This window comes from Janthinobacterium sp. BJB426 (genome assembly GCF_002735705.1).
In the GTDB taxonomy this organism is placed as follows: Bacteria; Pseudomonadota; Gammaproteobacteria; order Burkholderiales; family Burkholderiaceae_D; genus Janthinobacterium.
The window spans coordinates 109,784-131,102 of sequence record NZ_PDZL01000005.1 but is presented as its reverse complement, the minus strand read 5'-3'; the positions used below and the strand labels follow the sequence as shown (position 1 = coordinate 131,102).

The 21,319-nt window shown below is 65.4% G+C and carries 21 protein-coding genes and 2 tRNA genes; 7 read left to right on the top strand and 16 right to left on the bottom strand.

Features of this window, described 5'->3' with window-relative positions; all coding sequences use genetic code 11:
- Window positions 1-127: 127 nt before the first annotated feature.
- The gene (locus tag CSQ93_RS10530) at window positions 128-3,439 is read left to right on the top strand and encodes a S41 family peptidase (RefSeq protein ID WP_099378001.1); all 3,312 of its coding nucleotides are present in this window, start codon (window positions 128-130) and stop codon (window positions 3,437-3,439) included.
- A gap of 30 nt (window positions 3,440-3,469) precedes the next feature.
- Here the strand turns inward: CSQ93_RS10530 and CSQ93_RS10525 are convergent, their stop codons facing one another.
- From CSQ93_RS10525 to CSQ93_RS10515, 3 genes are read right to left on the bottom strand one after another with little or no spacing between them, the layout of a single operon-like run.
- Entirely contained in the window at window positions 3,470-4,192 is a 723-nt protein-coding gene (locus tag CSQ93_RS10525) for an arginyltransferase (protein WP_099378000.1), read from the bottom strand.
- 60 nt (window positions 4,193-4,252) lie between these two features.
- Window positions 4,253-4,969 carry a leucyl/phenylalanyl-tRNA--protein transferase gene (aat, locus tag CSQ93_RS10520; RefSeq protein WP_099377999.1) on the bottom strand — a complete coding sequence of 239 codons (717 nt, stop codon included), beginning with the start codon at window positions 4,967-4,969 and terminating at the stop codon, window positions 4,253-4,255.
- A gap of 29 nt (window positions 4,970-4,998) precedes the next feature.
- Window positions 4,999-5,589, bottom strand: a complete 591-nt coding sequence (locus CSQ93_RS10515; RefSeq protein WP_099377998.1) for an NUDIX hydrolase — start codon at window positions 5,587-5,589, stop codon at window positions 4,999-5,001.
- A gap of 186 nt (window positions 5,590-5,775) precedes the next feature.
- On the opposite strand from CSQ93_RS10515, the gene CSQ93_RS10510 reads away from it, so the two are divergent.
- Window positions 5,776-5,852: transfer RNA gene (locus CSQ93_RS10510), tRNA-Met, on the top strand.
- Between the two features lie 142 nt (window positions 5,853-5,994).
- Window positions 5,995-6,071: transfer RNA gene (locus CSQ93_RS10505), tRNA-Met, on the top strand.
- Window positions 6,072-6,133: 62 nt separating this feature from the next.
- Here CSQ93_RS10505 and CSQ93_RS10500 read toward each other — a convergent pair.
- Complete coding sequence (locus CSQ93_RS10500) at window positions 6,134-6,919, bottom strand: helix-turn-helix transcriptional regulator (protein ID WP_099377997.1); 786 nt, start codon at window positions 6,917-6,919, stop codon at window positions 6,134-6,136.
- Window positions 6,920-7,029: 110 nt separating this feature from the next.
- On the opposite strand from CSQ93_RS10500, the gene CSQ93_RS10495 reads away from it, so the two are divergent.
- Window positions 7,030-8,208, top strand: a complete 1,179-nt coding sequence (locus CSQ93_RS10495) for an MFS transporter (RefSeq protein WP_099377996.1) — start codon at window positions 7,030-7,032, stop codon at window positions 8,206-8,208.
- Here CSQ93_RS10495 and CSQ93_RS10490 read toward each other — a convergent pair.
- Together CSQ93_RS10490 and CSQ93_RS10485 are read right to left on the bottom strand one after the other, a co-directional pair.
- Entirely contained in the window at window positions 8,205-10,511 is a 2,307-nt protein-coding gene (locus tag CSQ93_RS10490) for a xanthine dehydrogenase family protein molybdopterin-binding subunit (RefSeq protein WP_099377995.1), read from the bottom strand. The two genes, CSQ93_RS10495 and CSQ93_RS10490, sit on opposite strands and share 4 nt — an antisense overlap.
- On the bottom strand, window positions 10,508-10,984 hold the full coding sequence (locus tag CSQ93_RS10485) for a (2Fe-2S)-binding protein (RefSeq protein ID WP_099377994.1): 477 nt from the start codon (window positions 10,982-10,984) through the stop codon (window positions 10,508-10,510). Before CSQ93_RS10485 ends, CSQ93_RS10490 begins: the two co-directional genes overlap by 4 nt.
- A gap of 151 nt (window positions 10,985-11,135) precedes the next feature.
- Between CSQ93_RS10485 and mug the strand changes: the two genes are divergently transcribed.
- Window positions 11,136-11,657 carry a G/U mismatch-specific DNA glycosylase gene (gene mug, locus CSQ93_RS10480; protein WP_099378182.1) on the top strand — a complete coding sequence of 174 codons (522 nt, stop codon included), beginning with the start codon at window positions 11,136-11,138 and terminating at the stop codon, window positions 11,655-11,657.
- Here the strand turns inward: mug and CSQ93_RS10475 are convergent.
- Window positions 11,638-12,534 carry a LysR family transcriptional regulator gene (locus tag CSQ93_RS10475; RefSeq protein ID WP_099377993.1) on the bottom strand — a complete coding sequence of 299 codons (897 nt, stop codon included), beginning with the start codon at window positions 12,532-12,534 and terminating at the stop codon, window positions 11,638-11,640. The genes mug and CSQ93_RS10475 overlap by 20 nt on opposite strands.
- A 164-nt stretch (window positions 12,535-12,698) precedes the next feature.
- Between CSQ93_RS10475 and CSQ93_RS10470 the strand changes: the two genes are divergently transcribed.
- Window positions 12,699-13,910, top strand: coding sequence for an MFS transporter (locus tag CSQ93_RS10470; protein ID WP_442778310.1), 1,212 nt, complete (start codon window positions 12,699-12,701; stop codon window positions 13,908-13,910).
- Here CSQ93_RS10470 and CSQ93_RS10465 read toward each other — a convergent pair.
- The 5 genes from CSQ93_RS10465 to CSQ93_RS10445 all read right to left on the bottom strand — a co-directional run bounded on the left by CSQ93_RS10465 (window position 13,907) and on the right by CSQ93_RS10445 (window position 17,671).
- On the bottom strand, window positions 13,907-14,707 hold the full coding sequence (locus CSQ93_RS10465; protein WP_099377991.1) for an anti-sigma factor family protein: 801 nt from the start codon (window positions 14,705-14,707) through the stop codon (window positions 13,907-13,909). The genes CSQ93_RS10470 and CSQ93_RS10465 overlap by 4 nt on opposite strands.
- Window positions 14,704-15,225, bottom strand: coding sequence for an RNA polymerase sigma factor (locus tag CSQ93_RS10460; RefSeq protein WP_099377990.1), 522 nt, complete (start codon window positions 15,223-15,225; stop codon window positions 14,704-14,706). Before CSQ93_RS10460 ends, CSQ93_RS10465 begins: the two co-directional genes overlap by 4 nt.
- Before the next feature lie 21 nt (window positions 15,226-15,246).
- On the bottom strand, window positions 15,247-15,618 hold the full coding sequence (locus tag CSQ93_RS10455; protein ID WP_099377989.1) for a COG4315 family predicted lipoprotein: 372 nt from the start codon (window positions 15,616-15,618) through the stop codon (window positions 15,247-15,249).
- Between the two features lie 57 nt (window positions 15,619-15,675).
- Complete coding sequence (locus tag CSQ93_RS10450) at window positions 15,676-16,593, bottom strand: DNA-3-methyladenine glycosylase family protein (RefSeq protein ID WP_099377988.1); 918 nt, start codon at window positions 16,591-16,593, stop codon at window positions 15,676-15,678.
- 70 nt (window positions 16,594-16,663) lie between these two features.
- Window positions 16,664-17,671, bottom strand: coding sequence for an XdhC family protein (locus tag CSQ93_RS10445; RefSeq protein WP_099377987.1), 1,008 nt, complete (start codon window positions 17,669-17,671; stop codon window positions 16,664-16,666).
- 98 nt (window positions 17,672-17,769) lie between these two features.
- On the opposite strand from CSQ93_RS10445, the gene CSQ93_RS29185 reads away from it, so the two are divergent.
- Complete coding sequence (locus CSQ93_RS29185; protein WP_162995759.1) at window positions 17,770-17,910, top strand: hypothetical protein; 141 nt, start codon at window positions 17,770-17,772, stop codon at window positions 17,908-17,910.
- Between the two features lie 14 nt (window positions 17,911-17,924).
- Here the strand turns inward: CSQ93_RS29185 and CSQ93_RS10440 are convergent, their stop codons facing one another.
- Genes CSQ93_RS10440 through lspA form a run of 4 tightly spaced genes read right to left on the bottom strand, consistent with a single transcriptional unit; the run spans window position 17,925 to window position 21,261 of the window.
- Entirely contained in the window at window positions 17,925-19,028 is a 1,104-nt protein-coding gene (locus CSQ93_RS10440) for a M48 family metallopeptidase (protein ID WP_099377986.1), read from the bottom strand.
- 10 nt (window positions 19,029-19,038) lie between these two features.
- The gene (dut, locus tag CSQ93_RS10435) at window positions 19,039-19,488 is read right to left on the bottom strand and encodes a dUTP diphosphatase (protein WP_034785229.1); all 450 of its coding nucleotides are present in this window, start codon (window positions 19,486-19,488) and stop codon (window positions 19,039-19,041) included.
- 25 nt (window positions 19,489-19,513) lie between these two features.
- Window positions 19,514-20,734, bottom strand: a complete 1,221-nt coding sequence (gene coaBC, locus CSQ93_RS10430) for a bifunctional phosphopantothenoylcysteine decarboxylase/phosphopantothenate--cysteine ligase CoaBC (protein WP_099377985.1) — start codon at window positions 20,732-20,734, stop codon at window positions 19,514-19,516.
- 17 nt (window positions 20,735-20,751) lie between these two features.
- Entirely contained in the window at window positions 20,752-21,261 is a 510-nt protein-coding gene (gene lspA / locus CSQ93_RS10425) for a signal peptidase II (protein ID WP_035821479.1), read from the bottom strand.
- Between the last annotated feature and the right edge of the window lie 58 nt (window positions 21,262-21,319).

Here is a 21,319-nt window from a genome sequence, read left to right as displayed (position 1 = left end):
TCCACGCGGCTGCCGGGTGTATAGTTCTTGTTGGCCAAATGCAATATTGATCCATTGATAATCCGCATCCGGCCTTGGACTTTCCTGTTTCTTCTCTGTTCTGTTGACTTCATAAGCGAGACATCGATTGAAAAAGACACGCATCCTGACCGCCATCGCGGCCGCCAGCGCACTGTTGCTGAGCCACCCGGCCCTGGCACTGCCGAATACGCAAGATACCCGCATGCTGAGCGAACCGGCCGTCTCCAGCCGTCACATCGCCTTCATCTATGCGGGCGATTTGTGGCTGTCCAACCTCGATGGCGGCGGCGCGCGGCGCCTGACGTCCGACCTGGGCGACAAGTCCAACCCGGTGTTCTCGCCCGACGGCAGCCAGATCGCGTATAGCGCCAACATCGACGGCAATGTCGACGTGTATGTGATCGCGGCCGCCGGCGGCGTGCCGCGTCGCCTGACTTTCCACCCAGGTGTTGATCTGGCGCAATCGTTCACGCCCGATGGCCAGGCCGTGATGTTCACCTCACCGCGTGCCGCTTTCAACAACCGCTTCCAGAAGCTGTTTACGGTGCCGGTGGCGGGCGGCGTGGAAACGCAGCTGGAAATCCCGAACGCCTCGCGCGCCACGTATTCGCCCGATGGCAAGCACATTGCGTACAACCCGCTGGCGCCTGCCTTCAAGCAGTGGAAGCGCTACCGTGGCGGCACCAATTCCTGGCTGTGGCTGTTTTCGTCCAGCGACAAGTCGATTGAAAAAATCCCCCAGCCGACGACGCGCTCGAACGACGTCGATCCGATGTGGCTGGGCGACACCGTCTACTTCCGCTCCGACCGCAATGGCGAATTCAACCTGTTTGCGTATGACGTGAAGACGAAAGCCGTGCGCCAGCTGACGCAGCATGCGGATTTCCCCGTGCTGAACGCGTCGGCCGCGAACGGCACCATCGTCTACGAGCAGGCGGGCTACCTGCACGCGTTTGACATCGCCAGCGGCCAGGCGCACAAGCTGGCCATCGGCGTGGCCAGCGACCTGGGGCAAACGCGGCCCCGCTGGGTCAAGAACGCGAAATACATCCGCGACGCCTCGATTTCGCCCTCGGGCGCGCGCATCGCCTTCGAGTACCGGGGCGAGATCGTCACCATCCCCGCCGACAAGGGCGACGTGCGCAACCTGACGCAGACGGCCGGCGCCCACGAGCGCACGCCCATCTGGTCGCCAGATGGCCGCTCGGTCGCGTATTTCTCGGACGAGTCGGGAGAATATGAACTGCATGTGCGGGCGCAGGATGGCAAGGGTGCCGTGAAAAAGTTCAAGCTGAATGGCAGTGGCTTCTATGACAACGCCGTCTGGTCGCCCGACAGCAGGAAGATCGCGTTTGCCGACAATGGCTGGAGCATGTACGTGATCGACGTCGGCACGGGCAAGGTGCAGAAAGTGGCCACGGAGCCGATGTATGGCGTCGACAAGAGCATGCGCGCCTCGTGGGCGCCCGATTCGCGCTGGCTGGCCTACACGCTCAATTCGCCCACCTACACGCGCAGCGCCTATATCTATTCCGTCGAGCAGAACAAGTCGATGCCCGTGACCGATGGTCTGTCCGACGTGGCCCAGCCCGTGTTCGACAAGAGCGGCAAATACCTGTACTTCTTTGCGTCCACCAATGCTGGCCCCAGCAACAACTGGTTCTCGCAGCAGAATGAAGACAACCTGGTGACGCGCACCGTGTGGATGGCCGTGCTGCGGCGCGACCTGCCGTCGCCGCTGATCAAGGAAAGCGACGAGGAAAAGGCCGCCAGCGCGGAGAGCAAGAAGGACACGGCGAAGGCGGAGGCGGAGCCGAAGAGCGAAGCGAAGATCGATCCGAAGACGGGCCGCGACGACCCGAAAGTAGTCGTGGCGCCCGTGGCGCCGATCCACATCGATTTCGATGGCATCGCCACGCGCATCGTCGACCTGCCGCTGCCGGCCGCGCAGTTCTCCAATCTGACTGCTGGCGCTGCGGGGCAGATCTTTTTGCTGCGCGAAAGCGATGGCAAGAAGGCCGTGCAGCGCTTCGATCTGAAGGAGCGCAAGGCGGAAACCGTGGTGGCCGAAGCGGACGACTTCGAAGTGTCGGCCGATGGCAAGAAGCTGCTGTACCGCCAGAAGGATAACTGGGCCATGGGCTCTGCCACGGGCAAGCTGCTGGCGCCGGGCGAAGGCAAGATCAAGGTCGACGCCATTGAAGTAAAAGCCGATCCGCGCGCCGAGTGGACGCAGATTTTCAACGAGGTGTGGCGCATCAACCGCGATTACTTCTATGATCCGGGCATGCATGGCGTGGACTGGAAGGCCATGCGCGACAAGTACGCCGTGTTCCTGCCCGAGCTGTCGAGCCGCGCGGACCTGAATCGCCTGATCCAGTGGATGTGCAGCGAACTGGCCGTGGGCCACCATCGCGGCGGCGGCGGCGACGATTTTATCGAGGCGAAGAAAGTGCCGGGTGGACTCTTGGGCGCCGACTATGACGTGAGCGACGGTCATTATCGCTTCAAGAAAGTGTATGGCGGCTTGAACTGGAATCCGGCCCTGCGCGCGCCGCTGACGGAGCCTGGCCTGAACGTCAAGGCGGGCGAATACCTGCTGGCCGTCGACAGCCGCCCGGTGGCGCCACCCACCAACTTGTACAGCGCCTTTGAAAACACGGCGGGCAAGGCCATCGATCTGACAGTCGGTCCCTCGGCCGACGGCAAGGGCGCGCGCACGATCACCGTCGTGCCCGTCCCGACCGAGGATGCCTTGCGCAACCGCGACTGGATCGAAGGCAATATGCGCAAGGTCAACGCGGCGACCGGCGGCAAGGTGGCGTACGTGTACGTGCCGAATACGGCGGGCCTGGGCCACACTTACTTCAAGCGCTACTTCTTCCCGCAGGCGGACAAGCAGGCCATCATCGTCGACGAGCGTTTCAATGGCGGCGGCAGCGTGGCCGATTACTACATCGAGATCCTGCAGAAGAAGGAAATCGCCTGGTGGACCATGCGCTATGGCGCTGACATGAAGACGCCGTCCGCGTCGATCCAGGGCCCGCGCGCCATGCTGATCGACGAGACGGCCGGTTCGGGCGGCGACCTGCTGCCGTGGATGTTCCGCAAAAATAACATGGGCCCGCTGATCGGCAAGGCCACCTGGGGCGGCCTGGTGGGCGTCCTCGGTTTCCCCGTGCTGATGGATGGCGGCTTCATCACGGCGCCCAACCTGGCGTTCTGGACGCGCGAAAACGGCTGGGGCGTGGAAAACGAAGGCGTGCCGCCCGATATCGAAGTCGAGCAAACGCCGGCCGACGTCATCGCCGGCCGCGATCCGCAGCTGGAAAAGGCGATCGAGGTGATCCAGGCCGAACTGGCGAAGAACGCTCCCGCGCGACCCAAGCGTCCGGCGTTTCCGGACAAGAGCAAGTAGGCAATGAAAAAGGGGCGCAAGCCCCTTTTTTTACATCACGACCCACTGCCCCTTGATGCGCGCTTCCAGCGGCTTGAAGTTGATTTTATACGCCATCTTCGGGCTTTGCTCGATCCAGTAACCGAGGTAGATGTAGGGCAGGCCCAGTTCGCGCGCCTGGGCGATTTGCCACAGCACGTTGTAGGTGCCGTACGAGGCGCCCGGCACGTCGGGGTCAAAAAAAGTGTAGACGGATGACAGGCCATCGGCCAGCACGTCGATGATGCTGACCATGCGCAGGATGCCTTCGGCATCGCGGAACTCCACCAGGCGCGTGTTGACCCGGCTTTGCAGCAGGAATTGCGCATACTGGTCGCGGCTGTCCTGGTCCATGCCGCCGCCCGCATGGCGCGTGCTCTGGTAGCGCAGGTACAGTTCGTAGTGCTCGTCGAGGAAGGACAGGGTGGCCACGCCCGCCTGCAGGTCGGCATGCCGGCTCCAGGCGCGGCGCTGGTTGCGGTTGGGCGTGAACTCGCCCGTCACGACGCGCACGGGAATGCAGGCCTGGCAGCCGTCGCAATACGGGCGGTAGGTAAAAATGCCGCTGCGGCGAAAGCCGTTGCGCACCAGTTCCGAATACACGTCGCTGTTGATCAGGTGCGAAGGCGTGGCCACCTGCGAGCGGGCCTGGCGGTCGTCCAGGTAGCTGCACGGGTAGGGCGCCGTCGTGTAGAACTGCAGGGTGGCAAACGGTAGTTCGTTCAGGTGCGTCATGCTGATCCTGTCTGGTCTGTCCGCGGCAATGGAAGTCTGCGTAGAGATATCATAGCTTTTTTATGCCGGTGGCGCAGCCTGCCAATCCGTGATTTGCGCTGCTTCAATGGCGATCCTCACATGGGCGAGGAAGCGCGCGCGCGAAATGGGCGCTGCGCCCAGCGAGGCCAGGTGCCTTGTTTCTTGCTGACAGTCAATCATGGTCACGCCGCGCGCCTTCAAAAAGCGCACCAGCTGCGCCAGCGCGATCTTCGAGCCATCCGTCACGCGCGCGAACATCGATTCGCCATAGAACATGCGCCCGATCGACACGCCATACGCGCCGCCGACCAGTTCTCCATCGAGCCACAGTTCCGACGAGTGTGCATAGCCCAGCTTGTGCAAGCCCGTGTAGCCGGCGATGATTTCGTCGGAAATCCAGGTGCCCGGGCCATCCTTGCGCGGCGCTGCGCAGGCGCGCATGACGGCGTCGAAATCGCCGTCGAAGCGCAGCTGCCAGCGTCCGTCCGTGGCGGCGCTGCGCTCGACCTTGCGGATCGCCTTGGCCAAGCTGTCGGACACTTTGAAATGCTCCGTCATCAGCACCATGCGCGGGTCGGTGCTCCACCACAAAATAGGCTGGCCTTCGGAAAACCAGGGGAAGATGCCGCGCCGGTAGGCGTCAAGCAGGCGCGCGGGCGACAGGTCGGCGCCGGCCGCCAGCAGGCCGGGCGCCTCGTCGGTCAGGGCGCGCGAGACGTCGGGGAACGGGGTATGGGTGTCGAGCCAGGGAATCATGCGGCGTCAAAGGTGGCAGGTGAGGGGACTTATTCGGGGGCTTGCTCGGCATCCGTGCGCGCCATCGGACGCGTGATGTCGCCCGTATGCACGCCGTAGCTGCCGCCTTCGCGGATTTTCACGCGGTCGGCAAAGAACAGTTCCAGGGTGGCGCGGATGGTGGGGAAGGCCAGGTCCTCCCAGGGAATCTGTGCTTCCGTAAACAGCTGCACGTCCAGGCTTTCGATGCCGGGCGCGAAATCGAGGTCGCGCAAACGCGCCAGGTAGAACAGGTGCACCTGGTGCACGCGCTGCACGTTGAGCAGTGAAAACAGGGGTCCCAGTTCGATATTCGCGCCCGCTTCCTCTACCGTTTCGCGCTCGGCCGCGTCCGACGTCGTTTCATCGTTTTCCATGAAACCGGCCGGCAGGGTCCAGTAACCGAGGCGCGGCTCGATGGCGCGCTTGCACAGCAAGACCTGCAGCTGGCCATCTTCTTCCCACACGGGGATGGAGCCGACCACCATTTTCGGGTTCTGGTAATGGATGGCGTCGCAGTTGGCGCAGACATAGCGCGGACGGTTGTCGCCTTCCGGAATGGACAGGCTGACAGGATGGGCGCATTCGGAGCAGAATTTCATGGGCAGGCTTCGGAAAATGGGTGTCTGGTGTAACGCTTACTGTACACCGATTGCGCACCCCGTGGCGAGCTGCGCAGGCACGCTGGGCCGGCGATCCTCTCGCCCGCGCATTCATTAGATTGGTCTATTACGGTTGAATTTGAGATAGCTATTGCCTAAGCCACCCGTTTGCCCTTATAATTCTTGTGCGGGGTGGAGCAGTCTGGCAGCTCGTCGGGCTCATAACCCGAAGGTCACAGGTTCAAATCCTGTCCCCGCAACCAATACCGGAAAGCCGCTGATTCTTGCAAAAGATCAGCGGTTTTTTCCATTGCTGGCCAGCGGAAAACTCCGGCAGACGGGGCACACGTGCAATTGTCAAATCATGCCCTTTACGCCGCGCAACAATCTGGTATATAATTCGAGTGCGGGGTGGAGCAGTCTGGCAGCTCGTCGGGCTCATAACCCGAAGGTCACAGGTTCAAATCCTGTCCCCGCAACCAATTCGAAGCCGCTGGTTCCTCGCAAGAGGGCCAGCGGTTTTTTCGTTGTGCGGGGAGATTTCCTATTCCATCTGGCGCGCATACACGACCAGCCGCAAATGGCGGTCCGCATCGATGGTCAGCGAGGTGTGCTCGTACGCGACTTGCTCGCCGTCGATGCTCAGGCGGCGCACGCCGGCGCATGGCGCATGCACGTCGTGGCGGCGCCACCACAGCTTGAATTCGGGCGAGACTTTTTCCAGTTCCTGCACCAGCGCGTGGATGTCCGCTTCCTGCGTGGCGCGCGCGTAGTCGCGGCGAAAGCTCGACAGCATCAGCGGCGCCTGCTCTTCCCAGGCCGTGAAGCGTGATCGCAGCAGCGGGTCGGTAAACAAGAGCCACAGCAGATTGCGCCGCGATGGCACATGCGCGCCGAAGCCAAACAGGGTGTCCGCGCCCGCATTGAAAGCCAGCACGTCCCAGCGCAGATTGAGCACATAGGCCGGATGCGCCAGCTCGTGCATCAGGCGACGCACCGGCGGGGGCACCACGCAAAACGTCTTGCCTTCTTCGGCTGGCGGACGCGCATGTGCGAGCAGGAACAGGTGGCGGCGTTCGCCCCCGTCCAGTTTCAGCACTTCGGCCAGCTTGTCGAGAAAGGCGCTCGAGACGCCGATGTCGCGCCCCTGCTCCAGCCAGGTGTACCAGGTCAGCCCCACGCCAGCCAGCGCCGCCACTTCTTCGCGGCGCAAGCCGGGCGTCCTGCGTCGCCCGCCGCCGGGCAAGCCCACCTCCTCGGGCGACAGGCGTGCGCGGCGCGCCTGCAGGTAGGCGGCCAGTTCGTGGCGGGTGCGGGCCAAAGTGCGCATGGTGCTGTCTTTCCGGTGAGTCTGTTGCTATCAGTAATAGCATAAACAGTTAAATTGTAATTGTTTATATTGTATTCCAGAATGCCTGCTTTCTTTCTGAAAGCTGGCCCATGTCTGACTATTCTTTCTCCCGTACCGCTCTTCCCGCCACCGTCTACCTGATCGCCATTGGCGCGTTCGCGCTGGGCATGGCGTCGTATGTGACGGCGGGCTTGATGCCGATGATCGCCGACGCGTTTTCCATCTCCCTGGCGATGGCCGCGCAACTGGTGACGGCGTTTACCCTGGCCTATGGCCTCGGCTCGCCGCTTGCCGTGGCCTTGCTGCCGGCGCGCGCGCAGCGCTCCGGCCTCTTGCTCGCCCTGGGCGTGTTCGTGCTGGCGAATGCAGCCAGCGCGCTGGCGCCCGGTTTCAGCAGTCTGCTGGCGTGGCGGGGCATCGCCGGCATCGGTGCTGGCGTGTATCTGGCGCTGGGCATCGCGGCGGCGGCGGGCGTGTCGGCGCAGCAGCAGCGGGGCAAGGCCATCGGCGTGATCATGGGCGGCATGGCGGGCGGCACGGTGCTGGGTGTGCCATTGAGTTTGCTGCTGGCGCAGCAGCTGGGCTGGACGGCGGCCCTGTGGCTGGTGACTCTTCTGGGTGGGCTGGCGCTGGCGGGCTTGCTGTGGAAACTGCCCGCGCTGCCGGCGGCGCCGGCCACGTCGCTGCGCCGCAAGCTGGCCTTGCTGGCCGATGGGCAGGTGCTGTCCATCTTGCTCGTGTCGCTGCTGGCGGCCATCGCCAGCCTGGGCATGTACACGTTTATCGCGCCGCTGCTGGCGTGGTCGGCGCACGGCGCGGCGATGTCCGTCACGCCTTTCCTGTGGGCGTGGGGCGTGGGGGGAATCGTTGGCAGCGTGCTGGTCGGGCCTTGGGCGGACAAGGTGGCGGCGCCGAAACTGACCTGCTGCATCTTGCTGCTGCTGGCGCTGGCCTTGTGCGCGCTGCCGCTGGCGGCCGGCTGGTCGGCCTGGCTGATGCTGGCGCCGATCGTGCTGTGGGGCGCGGCTGGCTGGGCCCTGCAAGTGCCGCAAAACCAGCGGTTGCTGGCCGTGCGCGCGCGGCAGGGCGACGGCAACCTGGCCATCGCCCTCAACGAATCGGCGCTGTACCTGGGCAGCGCCATCGGCGCCGCCATGGGTGGCTTGCTGCTCCTGCTGGACTGGTCCATGTGGCTGCTGGCGGCCGGCGCCGCAGCCGTGGCAGCCGCGGCGTTGCTGCTGCAGTTCTTCGTTGCGCGGCGCTCCTAGCCTTTCTTCGCCAGCTGCATGCCCACGGGCAGGGCGCGGATGCGCTTGCCCGTGGCGGCGAAGATGGCGTTGCACAGGGCGGGCGCGATGGGTGGCGTGGCCGGCTCGCCCACGCCGCCCAGCTCCATGTCCAGGGTGCCCGGCACCAGGTGCGTGTGGATCACGCGCGGCGCATCGGCGGCGCGCAGCACGGCGTAGTCGTGGAAATTGCTTTGCTCGACCCGGCCATTCTTGAAACTGATCTCGCCGCTCATGGCCAGCGACAGGCCCATGATGCAGGCGCCCTCGATCTGCGAGCGCACGCGGTCCGGGTTGATCTGCGGTCCGCAATCCATGGCGATATCGACCCTCGGCACGATGACTTCGCCGGCCGCATTGATTTCCACCTCGATCACGGCCGCCACATAGGTGACGAAACTGTAGGACACGGCCAGACCCAGTCCCCGTCCCTTGGGCAGTTTGCGGCCCCAGCCCGCCTTGGCTGTCGCCAGCTCGATCACGTGGCGCATGCGGCCGATATCGACTGGATACTTTGCCGGGTCTTCGCCATAGTTCCAGCCGTCGGACAGGTCGGCCGGATTGATCTTGCGCGCGGGGCCCAAGAGCGCCAGCAGGTAGTCGCGGTGGTCTTTCTTTGCCGCATGGGCCAGTTCGGCCGTGAACGACTGGATGGCAAACGCGTGCGGGATGTTCGACACGGAACGGAACCAGCCGATGCGCGTGTGGGCCGGCACTTCGGGCACCTCGACGCGGATGTTCGCGATGGCGAACGGCACGTTGATGGCCGACATGCCCAGCTCGAACGGCGCCTGCTTGTTCGCGCCGGCGGCAAAGGTCGAGGTGATGGTGGGCGCGGCCGTGCGGTGCAGCCAGGCCGTCGGCATGCCTTTCGCGTCCAGCGACGCTTCCAGCCGTTCGACGGAGACCGTGTGCAGGTAGTCGTGCTGCAGGTCGTCGTCGCGCGTCCACGTCAGCTTGACGGGCGCGCCATCCGTGGCTTTCGACAGTAGCGCCGCCTCGACGGCGAAATCGGGTTTCGATTTGCGTCCGAAGCCGCCACCGAGCAGGGTCACGTGCACGGTCACGTCGTCATACGCCAGGCCCAGGGCCTTGGCCACGTTGCTGCGCGTCGCCTGCGGCGCCTGTACGCAGGCCCACACTTCGGCCTTGCCGTTGGCGATGCGTACGGTGGCGGCGGGCGGCTCCATGGTGGCGTGGGCCAGGTGGGGCAGATAGTATTCGGCACTGAGCTTGCGCGCGGCGGGAGCGGCGGCCAGCGTCGCCACCGTCTTGCCCTGGTCGCGCGCCGGGTTGGCGGGCTGGCGCACGGCCGCTTCCAGCGTCTTGCGGAATGCCTTCGAGTCGTAATCGCCGTTCGGGCCGTCGTCCCATTCCAGTACCAGCGCTTCGCGGCCCTTGATGGCGGCCCAGGTGTTTGTCGCGATGACGGCCACGCCGCCCAGCGGATTGAACATGGCCGGCGGCGGGCTACCCGCCAGTTCGACGATGCGCAGCACGCCCGGCACCTTCAGGGCCGCGGTCTTGTCCACGCTTTTCAGCTTGCCGCCAAAGACGGGCGGACGGGCGATGACGGCATACGTCATGCCATCGAGGCGCGTGTCGATGCCGAAGTGGGTATTGCCGGTGACGATGTCGTGCAAGTCGATGCCGCGCGTGCTCGTTTGTCCGATGTAGCGCAGCTCGTCCGCCGTTTTCAGGCTGATGCGCGCGCGCGGCGGCACCGGCAATTTGGCCGCTTCCTCGGCCAGCGCGCCGAACGACAGCGAGCGTCCGCTGGCCGCATGCACAACAGCGTGGTTGACGGCTCTGACTTCCGTCACGGGCACGTCCCAGCGCACGGCGGCCGCCGTTTCCAGCATCAGGCGCGCCGTGGCGCCCACGTGGCGCATGGCGCGGAACGAGTGGCGCATGCTGCGCGAGCCGTCCGTATCCTGGCTGCCGTAGCGCGCTTCATCGGCGGGCGCCTGCTGCACGCGCACCTGCGCCCAGTCGGCGCCCAGTTCGTCGGCTGCCACCATGGGCAGGCTGGTGCGGATGCCCTGGCCCATTTCGGAGCGGTGCGCCACGATGGTGACGATGCCGTCGGCGCCGATCGACAGGAAGACCAGGGTGTCGTCGACCACGCCGCCAGCCATGCTGTCGCCGCCGTATTTGACGGCGTCGGCCGCCATCACGAGGCCCGAAGGGCCGGCCACCAGGGTCAAACCGGCCAGCGCGCCGGCGGCCTTGAGCCAGTTGCGCCGCGCGGGCGAATGTGCGGCGGCAGTGTCATGGATGCTCATTTGGCCGCTCCTTTTGCGTTGATGCTGGCCGAGGCCTGCTTGATGGCCGCATGGATGCGCGTGTAGGTGCCGCAGCGGCAGATATTGCCGCTCATCGCTTCGCGGATCTGCTGGTCGTTCGGTTTTGGCGTCTTGTGCAGCAGGGCCGTGGCCGACATGATTTGCCCGGCCTGACAGTAGCCGCATTGTGGCACGCCGTGTTCCTGCCACGCTTGCTGCAGCGCAAAGCCAACCTTGTCTTCGCCCACCGCTTCGATGGTGGTGATCTTCTTGCCAGCGGCGGCCGAGACCGGCGTTACGCAGGAGCGGATGGCTTCGCCATCGAGGTGCACGGTGCAGGCGCCGCACAGGGCCATGCCGCAGCCGAATTTGGTGCCGGTCATGCCCAGTTCGTCGCGCAGGGCCCACAGCAGGGGCGTGTCTTCAGGCAGTGCAAGGTCGTGCTGCTTGCCATTGATGGTCAGGGTCGTCATGTGTATTCCTCGGTGGGGGATGGTGCGGGACAGCGCGACGGCCATCCGCCAAACGGATTAGCTCATCAGTATGGGATGGTAGCACCAGCCGCCCTGCGCTGCAGGAGATATGGCCGGTGGCATACTGCGGCTTCTGATATCGGAGTTTTCCATGACATACATCACAACGGCGCCGGGTTTGCCCGACATCCTCGCTCCCGGCTTGCAGGTGGTATTTTGCGGCCTCAATCCCGGCGTGGACGCGGCGGCCGCCGGCCACCATTTTCTCGGACGCGGCAACCGCTTCTGGCCCGTGCTGCACCTGGCCGGCTTCACGCCGCATCTGGTGGCACCGCAGGACGATGCCAGCGTGCTCGGTTTCGGGCTCGGTTTGACGGCGGCCGTCGGGCGCCCGACCAGCCGCGCGGACCAGGTGGGAGCGGATGAATTCGCGCAAGCGGCGGCGAGCCTGCAGCACAAACTGGCATTGGCGCAGCCGCAGTGGATTGCCTTCCTGGGCAAGGCCGCCTACGCGGCGATGACGGGAAAACGCCAGCTGGAGTGGGGCGAGCAGCCGGAGCGCTTCGGCGGTGCGCGCGTGTGGATACTGCCCAATCCGAGTGGTCTCAATCGCGGCTATTCGAAGGAGCGGCTGGTCGAGGCCTATGCGGAACTCAGGCGCGCGCTGGGCTGACGTCCAGTGCCACGGCGCGCAACAGCGGCGTGACGAAATCGAGGAAGGCGCGCAATTTCAACGGCAGCGGCGCTTGTCCCTTGTGCAGCAGGCTGACGGGCAAGGGCGCCGCTTCGAACGGTGCGAGCACGATGCGCAGCCTGTCGTCGCGCAGGGCGTCCATGACCTGGTACGACAGTACGCGGATCACGCCCGCGTCCAGGGTGGCGGCGGCGATTGCCGCGTCCACCGTATTGACGGCCAGGCGCGAATGCACGGACACGGACTGCGCAGCCTTGCCCGTGCCGAAGACCCAGGCGCGCCGCGATTCCAGCACCTCGAAGCTGATGCAGGCATGGGCTGCCAGGTCGCCCGGCGCAGCTGGTGTGCCATGCGCTGCCAGGTAGCCGGGACTGGCGCAGACGACCCGGCGCACGGTGCCGACCCGCGTCGCCATGAAGCTGCTGTCGGGCAGGTCGCCGATGCGCACGGCCACGTCGACCTGCTCGTCCATCAGGTGCAGGACGCGGTCGGTCAGCACCAGCCTGATCTCGATGTCCGGATAGCGGGCCAGGAACGCCGCCACCACGGGCACGATGTGCAGGCGTCCGAACATGACGGGCGCCGTGATCGTCAGCTCGCCTTTCGGCGCCGCATATTCGCCCGTCGCAATACGCTCCGCTTCGCCGATCTCTTCGAGGATGCGGCGGCACGCGGTCACGTAGGATAGACCGGCCTCCGTCAGCGACAACTGGCGCGTCGTGCGGTGCAGCAGCCGCGTGTTGAGGTGCGCTTCCAGCGCCGCCACCTTGCGGCTGACGGTGGCCAGCGGCATGGAGAGATGGCGCGCGGCAGCCGACAGGCTGCCTGCGTCCACCACCGCCAGCAAGATGGACATGGATTCCAGCCTATCCACGGCGTGTTCTCATGTGAACCTATCGAATTTTGGAAGAATGATTCTCAATCTTATGGGATTCTCTTTATCGGTGCAAGTACGTAAGCTGGTCTCCTTCGCTGCGGCATGTTGCCGCGGCAACTTGAAAGGACAGCGCCATGCGCCCCATGCCCACACCCCCGCCCGATGCACCCACCGTGGCATCCGCGCCGCGCGGCAAGATACTCATAATGGCCGTGATCGCCGGTGCGGTCATCACCAACATCTATTGCACCCAGCCTATCCTGCCCTTGATCCAGTCCGGCCTGGGCGTCGACCTGGCGGCTGTCAACCTGGTCGCCGGCGCGGCGCTGCTGGGCTTTGCCACGGGGCTGGCCCTGCTCCTGCCGCTGGGCGACCGCGTCGACCGGCGCACCCTGGTGCTGGGGCAGATCGCGCTGGCCTTCGCTTGCGCCCTGGCGGCGGCGCTGGCACCGGGCATCTGGCCGCTGATCGGAGCCTCGTTTGGCCTGGGCATCGTCAGCTGCGTGCCGCAGCAACTGGTGCCGCTCGCCGCGAGCATGTCGCCGCCCGGCGAGCGTGGCCGTTCCGTCGGGACGGTGGTCAGCGGCATCATGGTCGGCATCCTGCTGGGACGCACGGTGGCCGGCGTGGTGGGCGAGGCCTGGGGCTGGCGCGCCGTGTACGCGATGGAAGCGGCGTTCATGGTGCCCGTCTGGATCGCGGCGGCGGCCTTGCTGCCACGCGGGAGACCGACTAGCCAGCTTTCCTACCTTGGCTTGCTGGCGTCGTTATGGCCATTGGCGCGCGAGCATCGCCCGCTGCGCGAAGCTATGCTGATCCAGGCGCTGTTGTGGGCGTGCTTCAATGCGTTCTGGGTCAACCTGGCGTCGCTGCTGGCCAACGGCCCATGGCATTTGGGCAGCGCCTGGGCCGGCGCCTTCGGCATCATCGGCGCGGCTGGCGCGCTGGCCGCCACGCTGGGCGGCAGGGCCACCGACAGACTCGGTTCGCGCACGGTCATCGGCTTGAGCATCGCCATCGTGACCTTGTCCTACTTGCTGCTGGCGGGTGCCGCCTCGTCGCTGGTCTTGCTGGTGATCGGCGTCATCGTGCTCGATATCGGCGTGCAGGCTGCCCTGGTGGCCAACCAGACGCGCGCCTTTGCCGTCGATCCGGCCGCCCAGGGCCGCATCAACAGCCTGTACATGACGGCGACCTTCATCGGCGGCGCCGTCGGCGTGGCGGTCAGCGGCTGGCTGATGCAGCGTTTCGGCTGGACGGGCGTGGCGGTGTTTGGTGTCGTAGTGGGCTTGCTGGCTGGCGTCATCCACGTGGCCGGATCACGCGCACGGCAGCGGACTGCAAGCGCCACTTAACGCGGCTGCCCCAGCTGCGCGTACACGGCGTCGGCGATCTTGCCCAGTTCCTGCTTGGGCAGGCCCGCCGAGAGGGCATAACCGAGCTGGCCGTCGATCCAGTAAAACACGCTCAACTCCTTTTCCTGCGTATAGCGGAAGGCCGTTTCCTGCCTGCCCACCCGCTCTTTCGCCACGTACAGGGTCAGGCGCTTGCCAGCGTCATCTTCATACATGAATTGCGCCACAGGGCCGTCGCCATCGCCGGGCAGCAATCGCCCGCCGATCAAGTGATAGCCGAGCGGCGACAGTACGGGCGGCTGCAATTTCGTGCCCAGGCGTTTCGACAGCCATTGCACCAGGTGCGCTTCCTGTTCCGCGCCCACCTCGACGGGGTGGCGCACTTCGGGCGTGTAGACGGCATGGGCGATGGCGGCGCTGCGCGCCAGGGAGATCGGGCTGGCGCTGGCGGTCCGCAGGGCACCGGCATCGCCGCCATCGCCGCGCAGCAGCCAGCCGCCCGCGCCGCCGGCGATCACCAGCACGACGGCCGCTGCCGCCTGCATGGCGTGCCGCTGCCAGGCGCCGTTCGCGGCCGGTGGCGATGCCGCCTGCCGCAGCGTCGGCGGCACGGCTTCGTACAGCACGGGGTCGAACAGGGCGCGCAATTGCCGGTTCTGTTCGCGCCACGCATCCACCCTGGCGGCATCCTCGGGGTGCGCGCGCAGGTGGGTGTCGATGGCCGCGCGCTGCGTCTCGGGCAGGACGCCGTCGGCCAGGGCGTGCAATTGCGCTTCGCTGATGGCTTGCGTTGTCATTTCACGACTTTCAGGGTGGGGGCGCCATGGCTGCCGGCGGGGCGGCCGTCGAGCAGTTCGCGCAGCCGCTCGCGCCCGCGCGACAACCTCGACATGACGGTGCCGACAGGGATGCCCAGGGTGGACGCCACCTGCTCGTACGGCATCTGCTCGAGCGCGACAAGCAGGATGACTTCGCGCTGCCCCAGCGGTAAACGGGCCAGCGCCGCATCCATTTCGCCGATGGCGATGGCTTGCCCCGGCGCGCGCTCCGGCGCGGGCAGGAGGGTGTCGTCGTCGAGCTCCTGCAGCGCCAGGCCGGGGCGGCGCAACTGGTCCACGTGCAGGTTATGCATGATGGAAAACAGCCAGGGCCGCATCTCGCCGCCCCGTTGCCACTGGTCGAATTTGCGCCAGGCCCGCTCCACGGTGTCCTGCACCAGGTCGTCCGCGTGCGCGGCGCCCGCCAGCGCGCGCGCATAGCGGCGCAGGCCGGGCAGGCACGCTTGCAGCTGGCGGCTGTCCTCTTGCGTGGTCATCGTGGCGACGGGATAGTGAGCTTAAGGCTTGACGACGTGCCACACGTTCTTGAAATTGTCGCCAGCCACGTCGCCCGGTTTCTTGTCTTCCTTGTACAAATACAGGGGCTTGCCCTTGTAGGTCAGCTGCATGGCGCCGTTGTCGTCGCGCTTGATGCTGCCATACGGGGCGTCGGGAGCCGCTTCGGTGGCGATGACGGCGGGCCAGGCCACCAGGCAGCCGCCGCTGCAGGCGCTCTTGCCGCTGTCGGCGACATCCTTGTCAAACACGTACACAGTCATGCCGCTGGCGTTGACCAGCATGCCGTTGGCGGGCATGACGTCGGCGGCGAAAGCCAGCGGGGCGGACAAGGCGGTGAAAAGGGCGGTGGCGGCAAAAGTAGTAAAGCGCATGATGGTCTCCTTGAGGTTTTGAGGGCTTGCAAGGGATAGACGCCTGTCGCCTGCCGTTTATTCCCCGACAGGCAAAATATTTTTTTCCGGCGCGTGCAGGCTGGCCCACAGGTGGGCGGCCGCCATGGTGCGGTGCGGCGCGTACTGGCGCAGCCACTGTTCCGTGCGCGCCATGTCCGGTTTGACCTCTTCGCCGAGCAGTTTTTGCAGGGCGGCGCGGATGGCCACGTCGCCATGCAGCGAGCAGTCGGCATAGCCGTAGCCGCGCAGCAGCGCGTAGTTGACGGTCCACGGACCGATGCCCTTCACGGCCAGCAGCGCCTGCGACATCGCCGCCACGTCGCCGGAGGGCGGCAGCTCCAGCGACAGTTCCCCGTCATTGACGAGATGTGCCAGGCGCAGCACGGTTTCCGCCTTGGCGCGCGAGAATTTGCGGCTGGTCAAGTCCTCGACGGATAGCCGCGCCACGTCGCGCGCCTCCGGGTAGCACCACAAGCCGCTGCCATGCCGGTGCCCTGCCTGCAAGATGAAAGTGCGGCGCAGGGCGATGGCGAACGGCAGGTTGATCTGCTGGCCGATGATGGCCCAGGTCAGGGCCTCGAAGGGGCTGGCCGATTGCACGATGCGCAAGCCCGGATTGACGCGGACCAAAGGCGCCAGCAGCGGGTCGCCGGCGGCCAATTGCGCAAACGGCTGCGGATCGATGCGCAGGCCGAGGATATTGAGCAGGGCACTGTGCAGCGGTGTTTCAAGGTCGCAAACGCCATCGCCATCGATCTCGGCGCGGCAGATGGCGGCAGCGTCCGTGAAGGCCACATCCAGCACGACCGGCACGCCTTGCAGCAGGATGCCCTTGCGCAGGCCAGTCGGCGTGACTTGTTCGGCCACGGCTTCCCCGTCGCGGCTGTGGAAGGCGATGACGTCGTCGCGGCGGTAGCCGGCGGGCAGGGGGAGAATCCAGTGCAGCAGGGTCATGGTGGGGGGCCAAAGTCAGGGACGGTATCAGGGGAGCGATGCGGGCGCACCGCGTTTCTTGCTTTGTGCCTTAGCGCGCGCAGATGTCGGTAGTGGGCGGGCTCAGGGCCGCCGCGTGCTGGATCTGCAGGGCGTCGGGCACGCCATTTTTCACGGCCGTCAGTTCGGCCAGGATGGAAATGGCGATTTCGGCCGGCGTTTTGCTGCCGATGTACAGGCCGATGGGGCCATGCAGGCGCGCCAGCTGTTCCGCGCTGACGTCGAACTGCAGCAGCCGTTCGCGGCGCTTGGCGTTGTTCGCGCGCGAGCCGATGGCGCCCACGTAAAACGCGGGCGATTTCAATGCTTCCATCAGGGCCAGGTCGTCGAGCTTGGGATCGTGCGTGAGGGCGACGACGGCGCTGCGGCTGTCGAGCTTTAATTCCAGCACGAGGTCGTCCGGCATGGCGTGCAGCAGGGGCACGCCCGGCACGTTCCAGCCGCCCCGGTATTCCTCGCGCGGGTCGCAGACGATGACGTGGTAATCCATGGCCGTGGCGATCTGCGCCACGAAGCGCGACAATTGGCTGGCGCCGATGATCAGCAAGCGCCAGCGCGGGCCATGTTGCGTGGTGAGTACGCCGTTTTCCAGGGCCAGCACGGCGCCCGGCGTGGCGCGCTGCAGGGTGACGGCGCCGCTGTGCAGGTCGAGGCGGCGTTCGACCAGTTCATGCGCTTCCAGGCGCGCCAGCAGTTCGGCCACGCGGCTGTCAGCATGCAGCGGCTCGATGGCCAGCTCGATGGTGCCGCCGCAGGGCAGGCCGAAGCGGTGCGCCTCGTCGGCGCTGATGCCGTAGCTGACGATGTCGGGCTGTGTGCGCACGATGCCGTGCACGCGCACGGTGTCGATCAAATCATCTTCGATGCAGCCGCCGGAGACGGAACCGACTACCGTGCCATCGTCGCAGATGGCCAGGGTGGCGCCCACGGGGCGGGGGCTGGAACCCCAGGTCTTGATGACGGTGACGAGTTCGCAGCGGTGGCCGGCGGCGAGCCAGGCGGCGCTGGTTTTCAGAACTTCAAGGTCGATGCTGTCCATGGGCCGCGAAAGGAAAGCCGCAGGTAGGCGGCAAAGTATGGAATATTCTTCAATATTGTGGCTATACTACGCTCTCCAACAGCCTGCGGAGAGTTTTCATGTCGAACGACCAAAAGACGCAAGACGACGGCATTCCCAAGTTTGGCAAACTGCTCATCGCCCTGTTCCTGGCAGTGGTATTTTGCGGCGCCCTCACATGGGTCATGGGCACCTACTTCCCGAACTTCCCCGGCGCCTGACCAAACCTGCTGCGTTAAGGCTTCAGCGGCTTTTTCGCTGCCTGCTTGGCGCGCACGTCGATGACGGCGCGGTTGACGGCGGCCATGCGTGAGTTGGTGCCAGGGTGCAGGGCCGTGTAGCCATTGGCGACCGTGGCCGGCACTTGCGCGGCCAGGCGTTGCCAGAAGCGGGCGGCGTTGTCGACGTTGTAGCCGGCGCGCGCCAGCAGGTAGATGGCCAGGGTGTCGGCTTGCACGTCGAGTTCCTGCGGCATGGCCTTGATGCCGGCGGCACCCGTCAGCATCGATACATCAGGCTGTACGGCGCCCAGGCTGTCGATGATGCTGCCGGCCGTGCCTGCCGTGCGCTGGCTGCGCGCGTGGTCGAGGATGTTGTGCGCCATTTCGCGGGCGATCACGAAGGCGATGCCTTCGTCGTTTTGCGCCGCATTCACCATGCCGCGCGTGAGCATGATGCGCGCGCCGTCCGAGTAGGCGTTGATATTGTCCGCATTGCCCAGGGCGACGCGGAAGGCGCAGGCGCGCGTGACGGGAATTTTCAGGTCCTGCTGCTGGCCGTCGCGGGCGATGGTCATGTTCAGGCTCGCGCTTTTCGAGGCCAGCGGGCCGACGATGGCGCCGAACGGGCCTTCCGCTTTCGGGCCGGCCGGCAGCGGCTTGCCTTCGGCGGCCAGCAAGCCGTCGCCCTTGCGCAAGCCGGCGCGCGCGGCGCCGCTGCCCGGCAAGACGCCGGAAACCTGCATCTGTTCGCCGTAGCCGAGGGCCGCCTGCGCCGCGTCGGCATAGATGCCAGGGTAGGAATACTTGTTCTGCGCCGTGAAGCCCAGCAGGTTGCGCGCATACGTCTTGCACAGGTCCGCATTGTTGATCAGCAGGGGCGCCGAGACTTTCGACAGGCGGTCCTGCAGCGCCACCATCTTCACCAGTTCGTCCTGCGCCGCCTTTTGCTGCGCCGTCGGGGCGGGCGCATCGGGCGCCGGCACCACGTTGAACGGGCCGCTGACATTCGTCGTTGGCGTGGTGCAGGCAGAGAGAAGGGCAACGCAAGCCACCAGCAGTGGCGAGGCCAGATGGCGCAGCGAAGTCGGGGCTGGGATCAGATGGCGGAAACCTGGCATAAGAAAATCCTTAATGTTTGCCGGTGCTGCCGAAACCGCCAACACCGCGTTCGCTGTCGCCGAATTCCTCGACGACGTTAAAGCCCACTTGCAGTACCGGCACGATAATCAGTTGCGCCAGGCGTTCCATGGGGTTGAGCGTGAAAGCGCTCTGGCCCCGGTTCCAGGTCGATACCATCAGCTGGCCCTGGTAGTCGGAGTCGATCAAGCCTACCAGATTCCCCAATACGATGCCGTTTTTGTGGCCCATGCCGCTGCGCGGCAGGATCATGGCCGCATACGACGGGTCGCCGATGTGGATGGCCAGGCCGGTGGGAATGAGCACGGTCTGGCCGGCTTCGATGGTGATCGCTTCATCGATGCAGGCGCGCAGGTCCAGGCCGGCGCTGCCCGGTGTGGCGTAGGCCGGCAGCAGTTCTTTCATGCGGGCGTCGAGGATCTTGATGTCGATATTTTTCATTGAAGCTAAGTCGTCTAAAAATGGATTATTTGAGCAGTGAATTTTTTGCCAGCCGCTTCGAGATTTCCGAAATCAGCTGGCGCGCCAGGTTCAGTTTCGAGGCGCGCGGCAGCACGGTATGGCCTTCTTCGTCGAACAGGATGATGGTGTTGTCGTCCTGGCCAAAGGTGTTCTGGCCGATATTGCCGACCAGGAGGGGGATGCCCTTTTTCTCGCGCTTGGTCGAGCCGAATTCCACCAGGTTTTCCGATTCGGCGGCAAAGCCCACGCAGTAGGGATAGCCGGCCAGGTTGGTGCGTGCCGCCACGGTGGCCAGGATGTCGGGATTTTGCGCGAACTGCAGTTCGGGCACGGAGCCGTCGGCCTGCTTTTTCATCTTTTGTTCGCTGGCGTTGGCCACGCGCCAGTCGGCCACGGCGGCCACGGCGACGAAGACATGCTGGCCGTCGACGTGGGCCAGCACGGCATCGTGCATCTGCTGCGCGCTTTGCACGTCGATGCGGCGCACGCCGAAGGGCGCATCCAGGGCCGTCGGGCCGGAAATGAGCAGCACCTCGGCGCCCGCTTCGCGCGCCGCGCGCGCCACCGCATAGCCCATCTTGCCCGAGGACAGATTGGTGATGCCGCGCACGGGGTCAATGGCCTCGAAGGTGGGGCCGGCCGTGACCAGCACGCGCTTGCCCGCCAATACCTTCGGCTGGAAGGCGGCGATCAGCTCCGTCAGCAATTGCTCCGGTTCCAGCATGCGGCCCAGGCCCGTTTCGCCGCACGCCTGTTCGCCGGCGGCCGGGCCAAACAGCTTGATGCCGTCGTCGCGCAGCTGCTGCACATTGCGCTGTGTGGCGGGGTTCTTCCACATTTCCACATTCATGGCCGGCGCCACCAGCAGGGGCAGGTGGGAGGGACGGGCCAGGCACAGGGTCGACAGCAGGTCGTCGCACACGCCATGCGCCAGCTTGCGCAGAAAATCGGCCGAACACGGCGCGATCAGGATGGCGTCCGCATGGCGCGTCAAATCGATATGCGCCATGTTGTTGGCGATGCGCGCATCCCACTGGCTCGTGTGCACGGGGTGGCCGGACAGGGCCTGCATCGTGACGGCCGTGATGAAGTGGCTGGCCGCATCCGTCATCACCACTTGCACCGAGGCGCCGGCCTTTGTCAGCGCGCGGCACAGTTCCGCCGCCTTGTAGCAGGCGACGCCGCCTGAGAGTCCCAGGACGATTTTTTTGCCGGACAATTCCATGCCGTTCTCCTGCGTGTTTATTTGTTTACCCGGCGCAGTTCATCGATGATGAACAGGGCCGCGCCGATGCAGATGGCGCTGTCGGCGATATTGAAAGCGGGGAAATGGCCCCAGCTTTTCCAGTGGAAGTCGAGGAAGTCGACCACGTGGCCGTAGACCAGACGGTCGATGGCGTTGCCCAGCGCGCCACCCAGGATCAGCGCCAGAGCCCAGCAGAACATGCGCTGGCCGGCGTGCTTTTTCAGCAGGTAGATGATGTAGACGGCGGCCGCCAGGGCGATACCGGTGAAGAAATAGCGCTGCCAGCCGCCCTGGTCCGACAGGAAGCTGAACGCGGCGCCCTTGTTATACGCGAGCACCAGGTTGAAATACGAGGTGATGACCATCTCTTGCGCATAGCGGAAGGTCTTCAGGATCGTGATCTTGGTGATCTGGTCGAACAGGATGACGATGGCGGCAATGCCCAGCCAGGGCACGAGCGATGCCGAGGACGACGATTTCGATGAAAAACGGTTTTTAGTGGCCATATTTTTCCAGGGAAGATAATGCCGCCGCTGCCCTTGCGGGCAGCGGCGGTGGGAAGCG